8 protein-coding genes are annotated in these 13430 nt (G+C 72.1%); 7 read left to right on the forward strand and 1 reads right to left on the reverse strand.

What is annotated here, in order from left to right:
• Positions 1–39: 39 nt before the first annotated feature.
• The 6 genes from ABTY62_RS13990 (at position 40) to ABTY62_RS14015 (ending at position 10831) form a co-directional block, all read left to right on the forward strand.
• A complete protein-coding gene (locus tag ABTY62_RS13990; RefSeq protein WP_352129657.1) occupies positions 40–1569 on the forward strand; it encodes a glycosyl hydrolase family 28 protein in 1530 nt (509 codons plus the stop codon).
• Positions 1566–4925, forward strand: a complete 3360-nt coding sequence (locus tag ABTY62_RS13995; protein WP_352129658.1) for an alginate lyase family protein — start codon at positions 1566–1568, stop codon at positions 4923–4925. Before ABTY62_RS13990 ends, ABTY62_RS13995 begins: the two co-directional genes overlap by 4 nt.
• 17 nt (positions 4926–4942) lie before the next feature.
• Positions 4943–6208 carry an alginate lyase family protein gene (locus ABTY62_RS14000; protein ID WP_352129659.1) on the forward strand — a complete coding sequence of 422 codons (1266 nt, stop codon included), beginning with the start codon at positions 4943–4945 and terminating at the stop codon, positions 6206–6208.
• Between the two features lie 82 nt (positions 6209–6290).
• Positions 6291–8732 carry an alpha-L-arabinofuranosidase family protein gene (locus tag ABTY62_RS14005; RefSeq protein ID WP_352129660.1) on the forward strand — a complete coding sequence of 814 codons (2442 nt, stop codon included), beginning with the start codon at positions 6291–6293 and terminating at the stop codon, positions 8730–8732.
• 70 nt (positions 8733–8802) lie between these two features.
• Positions 8803–9804, forward strand: coding sequence for a LacI family DNA-binding transcriptional regulator (locus tag ABTY62_RS14010; RefSeq protein ID WP_352129661.1), 1002 nt, complete (start codon positions 8803–8805; stop codon positions 9802–9804).
• 85 nt (positions 9805–9889) lie between these two features.
• Positions 9890–10831, forward strand: coding sequence for a glycoside hydrolase family protein (locus tag ABTY62_RS14015; protein WP_352129662.1), 942 nt, complete (start codon positions 9890–9892; stop codon positions 10829–10831).
• A 13-nt stretch (positions 10832–10844) separates the two neighbouring features.
• Here ABTY62_RS14015 and ABTY62_RS14020 read toward each other — a convergent pair whose 3' ends face one another.
• On the reverse strand, positions 10845–12467 hold the full coding sequence (locus ABTY62_RS14020) for an FAD-binding oxidoreductase (RefSeq protein WP_352129663.1): 1623 nt from the start codon (positions 12465–12467) through the stop codon (positions 10845–10847).
• Between the two features lie 183 nt (positions 12468–12650).
• On the opposite strand from ABTY62_RS14020, the gene ABTY62_RS14025 reads away from it, so the two are divergent.
• Positions 12651–13430 carry a nitrilase-related carbon-nitrogen hydrolase gene (locus ABTY62_RS14025; protein ID WP_352129664.1) on the forward strand — a complete coding sequence of 260 codons (780 nt, stop codon included), beginning with the start codon at positions 12651–12653 and terminating at the stop codon, positions 13428–13430.

A 13430-nucleotide genomic window follows, 5' to 3' on the forward strand; every position in this document is an offset into this window, starting at 1 on the left:
CACCCGCAAGCACCCGCAAGCACCCGCAAGGAGTCACGCATGGCCTCGTCCCCGTCCCGACGCACCGCCCTCCAGGCAGCCGGTGCCACGGCGCTCGCGGCAGGACTCACCAGCCTGACGGCCACACCGGCCCGGGCCGATGAGACGGCCGACACCCCCGCGCCCCAGCTCGTCACCTACCCGGTGCCGTCCGGGGTGGGGACCAGCGCCGGTTTCAAGGTGCGCGTGCGCACCGCGCCCGACGGCGACTGGCAGACCCTCGGCGTCTACGGGGTGGGCACGAAGGAGATCAACCCCACCACCGGCTCCGGCAAGGTCTGGGGCTCGTCGCTCGTGTACTTCGACTTCTGCGGCCCGGTGGAGCTGGAGGTCACCTATCTCAAGGGCGGCACCGAGAGGGCCCGGGTGAGACCCGACTCGTACGGCATCAAGCCCGACCTCCTCGGCGACACCCTGCGCTTCACGCTCGACGAGCCGAAGGACGTCGTCGTCCAGATCAACGACGAAGTCTTCGACTGTCTGCACGTCATCACCAACCCCGTCGAGCGGCACGCCCCGTCCGCCGACGACCCGGACGTCGTCTACTACGGCCCCGGACTGCACACGGTCACCGGCAACATCCTCACCGTCCCCAGCGGCAAGACCGTCTACCTGGCGGGCGGCGCCGTCCTCAAGGCGCGGATCGACGCCTTCGACGTCGAGCGGGTGACCGTCAAGGGGCATGGCGTGCTGCTGGCCCCGACCTCCACGGTCGGCGGCGTACACATCGAGGGGAGCAAGAACTGCCGGGTCGAGGGCATCATCATGCTCGGCAGCGGCGTGGGCTTCGGGGAGGCCGAGAACGTCCACGTCACAAAGGCCCGTGTGTTCACATGGGGGCAGTGGGGCGACGGCTTCCCCGTCTACTGCTCCCGGAACATCACCTTCGACGGCTGCTTCGCGCGCACGTCCGACGACTGCTTCTCCATCTACGCCCACCGCGGGGACTTCTACGGCGACACCCGCCACATCACCATCAAGAACAGCACCCTGTGGGCCGATGTCGCCCACCCGGTCAACGTCGGCACACACGGCAACAGCGACAACCCCGAGATGATCGAGAACCTGGTCATCAGAAACGTCGACATCCTCGACCACCGCGAGCCCCAGATGAACTACCAGGGCTGTATCTCCCTCAACGCCGGGGACTCCAACCTGATCAGGAACGTCCGCGTCGAGGACCTGCGGATCGAGGACTTCCGCTGGGGCCAGGTCCTCAACTTCAGGGTCATGTACAACGCGAAGTACAACACCTCGGTCGGCCGCGGCATCGAGGACGTCTACATCAAGAACCTCACCTACACGGGCGAGAACGCCAACCCGTCGCTGTTCCTCGGCTACGACGCCGATCACGCCATCAAGAACGTCACCTTCGAGAACCTCGTGGTCAACGGCGTGGTCATCGCCGACACGATGCGCAAGCCCACCTGGTACTACACCACCGACACCGTGCAGTGGCACGCGAACGAGCACGTGATCAACATGAGGTTCCTGACCACCGCCGAGGCGCAGGCGGCGGCCGCGTCATGACCGCCTCCCCGACGAGCCGCCGGGGCTTCCTCGGTGGCACGGCGGCCCTGCTGCTGGCGGCGGGCGCGAGCGGCACGCTCGTGCCCGGCGCCGCGCGGGCGGCCGCCCAGGATGGCGCCGGCAGCAGAGACTTCACCCATCCCGGGCTGCTGCACAGCGCCGGCGATCTGGCCCGGATGAGGGCCGCGGTCGCCGCCGAGGAGTCGCCCGTCCACGACGGCTACCTCGCGTTCGCCGCGCACGCCCGCTCCCGGCCGACGTACGTCATCCAGAACACGGGCCAGATCACCTCCTGGGGCCGCGGCCCGGCCAACTTCATGACCCAGGCCGTCGCCGACTCGGCCGCCGCCTACCAGAACGCCCTCATGTGGGCCGTCACCGGCAATCGGGCCAACGCCGACAAGGCCCGCGACATCCTCGACGCATGGTCGGCCTCGCTCACCATGGTCACCGGCGCGGACGGGCCGCTCGGCGCGGGGCTCCAGGCGTTCAAGTTCGTCAACGCGGCCGAACTGCTGCGGCACACCGGCTACGACGGCTGGGCGGAGGCAAACATCGCCCGCTGCGAGCGGTCCTTCCTGGACGTCTGGTATCCGGCGGTGTCGGGCTACACGCTGTACGCCAACGGCAACTGGGACCTGGCGGCCCTCCAGTCGGTCCTGGCCATCGGCGTGTTCTGCGGGGAGCCCGCCCTCTTCGAGGACGCGCTGCGGTTCGCCGCGGCCGGCCCGGGCAACGGCGGCGTCGCCCACCGCGTCGTCACCGACGCCGGCCAGGGCCAGGAGTCCGGCCGCGACCAGGGCCACGAACAGCTCGCCGTCGGCCTGACCGGCGACATCGCCCAGGTCGCCTGGAACCAGGGCGTCGACCTGTGGGCCTTCGACGGCAACCGCATCCTCGCCAACTTCGAGTACGCCGCCCGCTACAACCTCGGCGGCGACGTCCCCTTCACCCCCGACCTCGACCGCACCGGCAAGTACATCAAGAAGACGGTGTCCGCGACCGCCCGCGGCAACCTCCCCCCGGTCTACGAGATGGCCTACGCCCACTACGCCGGGGTGCGGGGCCTGGACACCCCGGACACGAGGGCGGCCGTCTTCCGCGGTGCGGGCGGCGCCCGCGTCGTCGAGGGCGCCAACGACGACCTGCCCGGCTGGGGCACCTTCGCCTACGCGGGCGCCACGGCCCCGCCACCGGGCGTGCCCACGGCACCGGCGGGGGCCACGGCGGTCGGCGACCCCACCGGGGCCACCGTGAGCTGGCTGCCCTCGGCGTGGGCCACCGGTTACACCGTCCGTCGTGGAGCGCGGTCCGAGGGGCCGTACGAGGAGATCGCCACCGGCCTCGACAAGCCGGCGTACCGGGACAGCCACACGCACCGGGGCCGGACGTACCACTACACCGTCACCGCCACCAACTCCCGGGGCACGAGCCGTACGTCGAGTCCCGTGGCCGCCACCGCCGGGCTTCCGGAGCCCTGGTCGACCCGGGACATCGGGGAGGTGAAGACCCCCGGTTCCGCCGCCTTCGACGGCGAGCGCTTCGTCCTGGAGGCGAGCGGCACCGCCGACACCCACCGCCTCGCGTATCTGCCCCTGCGCGGCGACGGCGCGGTCACCGCACGGATCGTGTGGCCGCTCAGCTCCCAGTACTCGAAGATCGGCGTCACCCTCCGCGACTCCCTGGACGCCGACGCGGCACACGCCGCCATGCTGATCCAGGGGCTGCCGCTGCACACCTGGAGCGGGGTGTGGACCGTGCGGCCGACGGCGGGCGCCGAGGTCTCGGCCACCGGCAGCACGCCCGTCCCGCCCGCCCAGCAGGACGCGATCACCGTGAACGCGGCCTTCCCGATCTCCGGCCTCGGCACCCTCCCGGAGTCGGCGACCCCGCTCCGGGCCCCGTACGTCGAGGGCGCGGGCGACGGCTACCGGCTGCGGGCGCCGTACTGGGTCCGCGTCGCCCGCAAGGGCCGCCGCTGCACGGGCGCGATCTCCCCGGACGGCGTCCGCTGGACCGAAGTCGGCTCCAGCGAGGTCGGGCTGGGACACACCGCCTACGCGGGCCTGCTGCTCACCTCCTGCCTCGGCGTCGACGAGGCCTACGCCGAGACCGGCACCGGCGCCTTCGACGACGTCACCGTGGTCTCCGCCACCGCCGGTGAGGTCTGGTCCGTGCCCGGGCCCACCCGCACCGCGGGCGACCTGAGGGCGGCGAGCGGAGCCGACGCGGTGGAGCTGGCCTGGACCGACCCGGACCCGTCCGCCCGCTACAAGGTGGTGCGTGCCACCGACGCCGACGGCCCGTATGTCACCGTCGCGACGGGCGTCGGCCCGGTCGGCTTCGGCACCCGCATCCGGTACGCGGACGCGACCGGCAGGCCCGGGACGACGTACCACTACGCCGTCGCGAAGGCCAACACCTCCGGGCGCGGCCCGCGGTCGGAGCCGGTCGCCGCGGTGATGCCGACGCCCTCCATACCCCAACTGACCTCGGCCGCGCGGGCCTTCGCCAACCAGGGCGTCGAGTTCCGGCACCTCCTGAGGGCCTCGCACGAGCCCATACGGTTCACCGCCGACGGTCTGCCCGGCGGCCTGCGCGTCGACAGGCGCACCGGCCTGATCTCCGGAACGCCCCGCGAGACCGGCGAGTTCACCGTCACCACCACCGCGGGCAACGCGGCCGGCGACGGCACCGCCACCCTCGCCCTCACCGTCGGCACACCCCCGCCCGCCCCCTGGACCTACGGCGACCTCGGCGATGTGATCCTCGACGACCGCGCCCACGGGACGCTCGGCGTGGTCGCGATCCGTACGCCGGGCAGTACGTCGTACGACGGCGGGACCTTCGAGGTCCGGGGCGCGGGCGTCGACCTGACGGTCAACAACCAGGGGATGACCGGGCAGTTCGTGCGGCAGCCCGTCACCGGCGACTGCACGGTCACCGCCCGGCTGGTCTCCCGTACCGGAGCCACCGCCGACCGGGTGGGCCTGCTGATGGCCAAGTCCCTGTCGCCGTTCGACCAGGCGGCCGGGGTGATCGTGACCGGCGGAACCAGCGCGCAGCTGATGCTGCGCAGGACCGTGGCCGGCGCCTCCGCCTTCTCCGGCACCGCGGCCGTCCGGCTGCCCCTGCTGCTGCGGCTGAGGCGTACCGGGACCGCCTTCGCCGCGGCCGTCTCCTCCGACGACGGCGCCACCTGGACCGACCTCGCCTCCGGCGAGATCCCCGGCTTCGGTGACGCCGCCTTCCATGTGGGCCTCGTGGTCTGCTCCCGCAACCCCCTGGCCCTCGGCACCACCGAGTTCGACGAGGTGAGCATCGACCCCGGCCGGATCTCGCCGGCCTCCGCCTGATTGGAGACGCACATCCGATGAGCCGCAACGACTTCCCCCCACCCACCTCCGCCACACCGTCGTCCCATCGGGCCGAGCCGAGCCGACGCGGAGTGCTGCGCGCCGTCGGCGGGCTCGCCGCCGTCGGGGCGTGCGGCGCGCTCACCGCCCGGTCCGCCGCCGCCGCGCCGACCGTCTGGAACCACCCCGGCGGGATACACCATCCCGGCGACATCAACCGGGCCAGGGTCAAGGTGGCCGCGGGCGTCGACCCGTGGTACTCGACCTGGCAGGTGCTGACCGCCAACGCCCACTCCGCGCCCACCTGGACGGCCCGCCCGCAGGCCACCGTCTACCGCGGGGCGGGGACCTCGAACAACTACACGCTCCTCTACAACGACATCGCCGCCGCCTACCAGAACACCCTGCGCTGGCTGATCAGCGGCGACACGGCCCACGCCGACTGCGCGGCCGCCATCTGCAACGCCTGGTCGGGCACCCTGACGGCGCTCGACGGGCCCACGGACGCCTGCCTGCTCGCCGGCCTCCAGGGCTGGCAGTTCGCCAACGTGGGAGAACTGCTCCGGGACTACGACGGCTTCGACCTCGAGGCCTTCCAGCAGATGATGCGGAACGTGTTCTACCCGTGGAACCACGGCTTCCTGACGTACCACAACAACACCTGCATCACCCACTACTGGGCCAACTGGGACCTGTGCAACCTGGCCTCCCTCATGGCCATCGCCATCCTCTGCGAGGACGGCGCCATGTTCGACGAGGCCGTCACCTACGCCAAGAGCGGCGCGGGCAACGGCGCCATCGGCCACGCCGTCCCGTTCCTGCACACCGACGACGACGGCTACGCCCTCGGCCAGTGGCAGGAGGCCGGCCGCGACCAGGCCCACAGCGTCATGGGGATCGGCCAGATGGGCGTGGTCTGCGAGATGGCCTGGAACCAGGGCGTCGACCTGTACGGCTATGACGACAACCGGTTCTTCAAGGGGGCCCAGTACGTCGCCAAGTACAACATCGGCCTGGACGTACCGTTCACCACCTACAGCTGGGGCAGCGGCCACAACTGCGCGTACAACGAGCAGACCGTCATCAACGACTACGCCCGCGGAACCATCCGCCCGGTGTGGGCCATGCTCCACTACCACTACAACCGGATCAAGCGCCTGGACGACAAGTACATCGCGGCCATGTGCGACCTCGTCGGCATCGAGGGCGGCGGTGGCGACTACGGCGGCAACAGCGGCGGCTACGACCAGTTCGGCTTCGGCACGCTGATGTACCCCAAGTAACCCCCGGGCGGCCCCGCGCCCCGGGCCCGGGGCCGCCCACCACGGCACGCGCACACCACCACACCGAAGCAGGAGTACATCCGTGTCCCACAGTGAACGTCCCCTCGAGACGGTGGTCGAGGTGGACACCCGGGCCCCCGGCACCCCCATCTCGCCCGACCTGTTCGGCGTGTTCTTCGAGGACCTCAACTACGCGGCGGACGGAGGCCTCTACGCCGAACTCGTACAGAACCGCTCCTTCGAGTACGGTCCCGCCGACCACCCCGACTGGCACGCCCTCACCGCGTGGGAGCTGCTGGAGCGGGACGGCGCCGCCGGAACGGTCACCGTGTCCACCGACGCACCGCTGCACCCGGCCAACCCGCACCACGCGGTCCTGCGCACCACCGCCGCCGGCGCGCAGGGGCTCGGGGCGGGGCTGCGCAACGAAGGCTTCGACGGCATCCCCGTCCGGGCGGGGGAGACCTACGACGTCAGCCTCTTCGCCCGCCTCGCCGACGGCACCGCGAACCGGCTGGTGGCGCGCATCGAGAGCCGGGACGGGGAACGGATCCACGGCCAGGCCGAGCTGGGGCCGGCGGGCGGATCCTGGCAGCGGCACGCGGCGGTCATCTCCTGTGAAGCGACCGATCCCGACGCCCGGTTCACCCTCGCGGCGACCGGCGCCGGCACCGTCCACCTGGACCTGGTCTCGCTCTTCCCGCAGGCCACCTTCCGGGGCCGGCCCGGCGGCCTGCGCGCCGACCTGGCGCAGGCGATCGCCGACCTGAAGCCGAAGTTCGTCCGCTTCCCCGGCGGCTGCCTCGCCCACGGGCAGGGGCTCGGCAACATGTACCGCTGGTCCGAGACGATCGGGCCGCTGCACGAGCGCCGTCAGCAGTTCAACATCTGGCACTACCACCAGTCGATGGGCCTCGGCTACCACGAGTACTTCCAGTTCTGCGAGGACATCGGCGCCAAGCCGCTGCCCGTCGTCCCGGCCGGGGTCTGCTGCCAGAACAGCGCGGGGACCGGTCAGGCCGGGCTCCCCGAGGAGGAGATGCCCGGCTACATCGCCGAGGTGCTGGCCCTGGTGGAGTGGGCCAACGGCCCCGCCGACTCGCGCTGGGGCGCGTTGCGCGCCGCCGCCGGGCACCCCGAGCCCTTCGGCCTCGAATACCTGGGCGTCGGCAACGAGGACACCATCACCGACGCCTTCCGCGACCGCTTCTCCCGCATCCACGACGCCCTGCGGGAACGCCACCCCGAGATCACGGTCATCGGCACCCTCGGCCCGGCCACCTTCGGGGAGGACTGGGAGAAGGGCTGGGCGTTCGCCCGCGAGAGAGACCTCCCGGTCGTCGACGAGCACTCCTACAAATCCCCGCGCTGGCTGCTGGAGAACACCCGCCGCTTCGACGCGATGGACCGCGAGGGCCCCCACCTGTACATCGGCGAGTACGGCAGCTGGCGCAACGACGGCCGCAGCGCCGTCGCGGAGGCGGCCTACATGATCGCCATGGAGCGCAACGGCGATGTCGTCCGGCTGGCCTCCTACGCCCCGCTGCTCGCCAAACGCGACCACATCCAGTGGCTGCCCGACCTGATCTACTTCGACAACACGCACGTCTGGCCCACCCTCAACTACCACGTGCAGCGGATGCACTCGGTCAACTCGGGCGACACCGCCCTGCCCGTCACCGTCACCGGGGCACCCCAGGCACCGTCCGTCCCGCGGAATCCCCGGCACACCGTCCACCTCGGCACCGGCTCCGGCACGCGTGCCGAATTCACCGACGTGTTCCTCGGCCCGCTGGACGCCGAGCCCGTGCCCGCCCCGGACTTCGGCGCCTGGCACGCCGAGTCCGGCACCTGGATCACGGACGGCCGGGGCCTGGTCCGGCAGGCGGCGGGCGGCACGGACGCCAGGCTGGTCCTGCCGGACGCGGTGGAGGCGGTGGACGGACGGTCGTACGCGTTGTCCGTACGGGCGAGGAAGACGGGCGGCGCCGAGGGCTTCGTGCTGGGCTTCGCCGGGACGTCGCCCGGGAACCGGTGCCAGTGGACGCTCGGCGGCTGGGACAACCAGTCGACGTGGCTCCAGCGCGTGGACGACGACGTACCGGATGACCTCAGCGACCGCCTGCCCGCGGGGGTCGAGAGCGGCCGCTGGTACGACCTGCGGGTCGAGGTCGACGGTCGGCGCATCCGCTGCTACCGCGACGGCGAGCTGGTCCACGACGTCGAGGACGTCCGGCCGGACCCGGAGGTCCTCGCCGTCTCGGCCGTCCGCGACAGCGCCGCCGGTGAGGTGATCGTCAAGATCGCGAACACCACGCCCGACCCCGTCCCGGTCCGGCTCCGGATGTCCGGCGGGGAGGGCGCCGTGGCCGGCTACGCGCGCACCACCCTCACCGTCCCCCCGGACGCCACCAGCCGGTTCGGGCCCGCCCCGGCCGAGCCCGTCCACGACCGGCCGACCGGGCCGGTCTGCACCCTTCCGCCGCACTCCTTCACCGTCCTGCGCGCCCGCGCCGGCCAGTGAGGGAAGGCAGGGGCGAGAGCGCGGGGCTTAGCATGCGAGTGGGTTCGGAGACTGGGGACAGGGGGCGAGTGTGGCAACGATCCAGGATGTGGCGAAGGCGGCCGGAGTCTCGCCGATGACCGTGTCGAACGTCATCAACGATCATCCGAACGTGCGCAGGGCGACCCGGGAGAAGGTCCTGGAGGCGATGGCCCGGCTCGACTACCGGGTCAACGTCGCGGCCCGCAATCTGCGCAAGGGCCGTACCGGAACCATCGGGCTCGCCGTGCCCGAGGTGAACAGCCTCTACTACGGGCGGCTGGCGGCCGGCATCATCGCCGCGGCCGAGCGCCGCAACCTGCGGGTGAGCATCGAGCAGACGGCCTCCCGGGAGAACGAGCTGGACGCGCTGTCCCTGTCCCGCAATCACCTCTACGACGGGCTCATCCTCAGTGCCGCGGGCATGGGACAGGCCGATGCCGAGCGGCTGAAGGTGGACCACCCGCTGGTCGTCCTCGGCGACCGGATCTTCGGCGGCCCTGTGGACCACGTCGTCATGCCCAACCTGGAGGCCGCCCGGGCGGCCACCCGCCATCTGATCGAGCGGGGCTGCCGGCGCATCGCGATGCTGTGCGGGACGGTGGACGAGGTGGACACCTCCAGCCTCCGCCTCATGGGCTACCAGCAGGCATTGCGGGAGGCGGGCCTGGAGCCGGACCCGGCACTGGTCCAGCAGGTGGACAGGTTCGGCATGCGCGAGGGGGTTCGTCACGCACACGAGATGGCGGAGCGCGGCCTCGCCTTCGACGGCGTGTTCTGTGTGACCGACACCCTGGCCATGGGGGTGCTGCGGGGCCTGGCGGATGTCGGCATCCGAGTGCCCGAGCAGGTGAAGGTGATCGGCTTCGACAACGTCACGGAGAGCGAGTTCTTCATCCCCTCGCTCTCCACCGTCGATCCGGATCACGACGGCATGGCCGAGCGGGCCGTCGACCTCTTGACCGAGCTCATCGAGCGGACCGAGCCCTCGACCCGGCACGAGGAGTTCGTCGGTGGCTTCTCGGTGGTGGTCCGGGAGTCGACCGGCGGCTGACCCGGCCGGAAGCCCTTGGCGCACCCGAAGCGCCCCGAAGTGCCCCGAAGTGCCCTCGCCCCCGTCCGGACACCATGGAGACCCTGTGATCCCCGCGGCCAGTGCCCCCCTCTTCCGCGACCCGGTATTCGACGGGGCCGCCGACCCCGTCGCCGTCTGGAACCGTCAGCGCGGCGAATGGTGGCTGATCTACACCAACCGCCGCGCCACCGCCCCCGGCCCCGGCGTCACCTGGGTGCACGGCACCGACCTGGGCGTGGCCGCGTCGGCGGACGGCGGCCGCACCTGGACGTACCGGTCCACCCTCACCGGTCTGGACACCGAGTGGGGCAGGAACACCTTCTGGGCACCGGAGATCATCTGGCACGACGGGCTCCACCACATGTACGTCAGCTATATCCGCGGCGTGCCGGACTCCTGGACCGGCCCCGCGCGCATCCGCCACTACACCAGTCCCGACCTGCTGGACTGGACCCACCACGGCGACCTGGACCTCGCCTCCGACCGGGTCATCGACGCGTGCGTGTATCCGCTGCCGGGCGGGGGGTGGCGGATGTGGTTCAAGGACGAGACCCGGGGCTCCCTCACCTACGCCGCCGACAGCCCCGACCTCCACCACTGGCGGCCCACCGGCCTCGCGGTCGGCCACCGTCCGCACGAGGGGCCCAACGTCTTCGAACTCGGCGGGCACTACTGGATGCTCGTCGACGAGTGGCGCGGACAGGGCGTGCTGCGGTCGGACGACCTCACCACCTGGGAACACCAGGGGCTGATCCTGGACAAGCCGGGCCGCCGCCCCGACGACGGGACGATCGGTCTCCACGCCGACGTGGTCGTCCAGGAGGACACCGCCTACGTCTTCTACTTCACGCACCCGGGCCGCGGCCCTTCCGGCACCGAGGACGACGGCACCCACGCCACCCGCCGCTCCTCGCTCCAGGTCGCCACCGCCCGGGTCGTCGACGGAAGGCTGCGCTGCGACCGCGACGAGCCCGCCCGCCTCGATCTGGCTCCCGCGTCCGGGTGACGTACCCGGGGGTTCAGGCCGGCTCGATGGAAAGGCTGTGGCGGAAGGCGTTCGTGGGGTCGTACCGCGCCTTCACCCGCTTCAGACGCGGGTAGTTGTCCTTGTAGTAGAGGTGGTGCCACGGTGTGTCCGAGGTGTTCCAGGCCGGGTTCCGCAGGTCGGCGTCGGGGTAGTTGATGTACGCCCCGTCGTTGATCTCATCCGGGACGGGGACACCGCCCGTGCCGGCGTACATCGCCCGGTAGAAGTTCCTGACGCCCGCCTCGAACGTGTCGGTGTCCGAGGAGTTGGCCCAGGCCGTCACATACCCGATCTTGAAGCGGGCCCCGCGGTGGGCGTACGCGGTGGCGTCGGGGGCGACGTCTCCCACCCTGGCGCCGTACGTCGACAGCGTCATCACGCCCGGTACGCGGCCCGGGTCGGGGTCGGTCATATGCGAGAACGCCACCTCGGTCTGGGCGCGGCTGAGCGTCTTCTTCGCGTAGGCCGACTTCATCTTCGTATAGCGGCGGCTCACGCCCTCCCCGGTGCCGATCAGCGCGGCCTGGAGCCAGGGCACTTCCTTCCGCAGCTGGGTGAGCGAGTAGGCCGCGGTGCCCGCGCTGATCGCGTCGAGGTGGTCGCGCATCAGCCGCTCGGCGTTCGACTCGGCGGAGACCTGGCCCATGATGTACGGGGCGCCCAGTACGGCCGGCATCAGGAGGAGGTCGGAGTGCAGCGCGGCGGCGGGTGAGCCGGAGTCGCTGTTGGCCTCGACCCAGGCGCCGTGGTTCTCCATCAGCCGGGTGAACGCCGCCCGGTCGAGGTCCTGCCAGCGCCACGCCGCCCGGAACGTCAGCACGTGCCGCGGCGGGGCCGGCAGCAGCCGTGCCGGGTCCGAGCCGCCGGCGCCGGGGGAGCGGAACCAGTAGCGGGTCACCACCCCGAAGTTGCCGCCGCCGCCCCCGGTGTGCGCCCACCACAGATCCCGGTGCGGGTCGTCGTCCTCGCGGGTGGCCACGACCGTGCGCACCCGCCCGCCGCCGTCCACGGTGACGACCTCGACCCCGTACAGGTGGTCGACGGTGAGCCCGTGCAGCCTGCTCAGCGTGCCGAAGCCGCCGCCCTGTACATGGCCGCCCGCGCCCACCGAGGGACACCAGCCGCCCGGGATGGTCACGCCCCAGCCCAGGTACAGCCTGCGGTACACCTCCCCGAGCGTGGCGCCCGTCTCGACCGCGAAGGCGTTGCGGTCCGGGTCGAAGGAGACGGCCGTCATGCCGGACATGTCGATGACCATCCGGACCTCGGGATTGTCGACGAAGTCCTCGAAGCAGTGTCCGCCGCCGCGCACCGCGACGCGCAGGCCACCGCGCACCGCGTCCCGCACCGCCTCCTCCACGTGCTCGGTGGTGCCCACGACGCGCACGTGATCGGGCGATCCGGTGAAGCGCGCGTTGGTGCCGCGACGCACCAACTCGTAGTAGCGCGGGTCTTTGCTGCCGACCCGCACGGGGCCGAGCGGCGGCGGGCAGGCGGCGCCCTGGCCGGGCGCCCCCGTCGCACTCGCGGTCCCGGCGGCCGGGATCCCGATCCCGGTACCGACACCGACCGCCGCCGCCGAGCGCAGCACGGAACGTCTGGTCTGCTCCCGCATGGTCCCCCCTGGGTAGGGGCCAAAGGTGCCTGAGCGTCGTTAAGCGGATCTAAAACCGGGCGGCGGATCCCGGTTGATCGGGGTCGCCGGGGCGGGCTGCGGGCCGGCGGGAGGGCTGGGAGAATGTCGCTTATGTCGCTGTCCCCTCGCATCGGCGGGACGGCCCACGGAAGGGGGCGACCCGTGCGCGCCTCTCTGGTCCAGCTCGCGGTCTCGGACACGGAATCCGCCGACGACCGCCGGGCGCGCGCCGCCGCGTTGGTCCGCGGCCGGGCCGGTGACGACCTCGTGGTGCTGCCCGAACTCTGGCCGACCGGCGCCTGGGCCTACGACGACTGGCGGACAGGCGCCGAGCCCATCGGCATCGACGGGCCGACCCTGCGCGCCATGTCGGCGGCGGCCAGATCCGCGGCCGTCTGGCTGCACGCGGGGACGGTGGTGGAGCGCGACGGCGGCGCCCTCTACAACACCGCGCTGGTCTTCGACCGGACGGGGGCGCTGCGCGGCACGTACCGCAAGATCCACCGCTATGGCTTCGACACCGGTGAGGCCGCCTGGATGGCCGCCGGGCGGGACGTCGTGACGGTCCCCGACCTGCGGTTCCCCGAGCTGTTCCGGGCACTGGTCGATGCCGGTACGGAGATCCTGGTCGTGCCCGGCGCCTGGCCCGCCGGGCGCCGGGAGCAGTGGCGGATCCTGGTGCGCGCCCGCGCGGTCGAGGAGCAGGCCGTCGTCCTGGCCTGCTGCGCCGCGGGCACCCACGGCGGGATGGAGCAGGCGGGCGGCAGTCTGGTGGTCGATCCATGGGGCACGGTGCTCGCCGAGGCCGGTGCGGGCGAGGAGGTCCTCACCGCCGAGGTCGACACGGCCGCGGTCGCGGCGATCCGGGCCGAGCTCCCGGTCCTGCGGGACCGCGTCCTCGCCATCCCGGCCCCCGGGGCGGGGCGCTACGAGCCGAGCTGA

This window comes from Streptomyces sp. NPDC097640 (genome assembly GCF_040302705.1).
GTDB lineage: Bacteria > Actinomycetota > Actinomycetes > Streptomycetales > Streptomycetaceae > Streptomyces.

Coding starts and splice junctions, on each gene's coding strand:
- ABTY62_RS13995 (WP_352129658.1), top strand. CDS start 1,566: ATGACCGCCTCCCCGACGAGCCGCCGGGGCTTCCTCGGTGGCACGGCG.
- ABTY62_RS14020 (WP_352129663.1), bottom strand. CDS start 12,467: ATGCGGGAGCAGACCAGACGTTCCGTGCTGCGCTCGGCGGCGGCGGTC.
- ABTY62_RS13990 (WP_352129657.1), top strand. CDS start 40: ATGGCCTCGTCCCCGTCCCGACGCACCGCCCTCCAGGCAGCCGGTGCC.
- ABTY62_RS14000 (WP_352129659.1), top strand. CDS start 4,943: ATGAGCCGCAACGACTTCCCCCCACCCACCTCCGCCACACCGTCGTCC.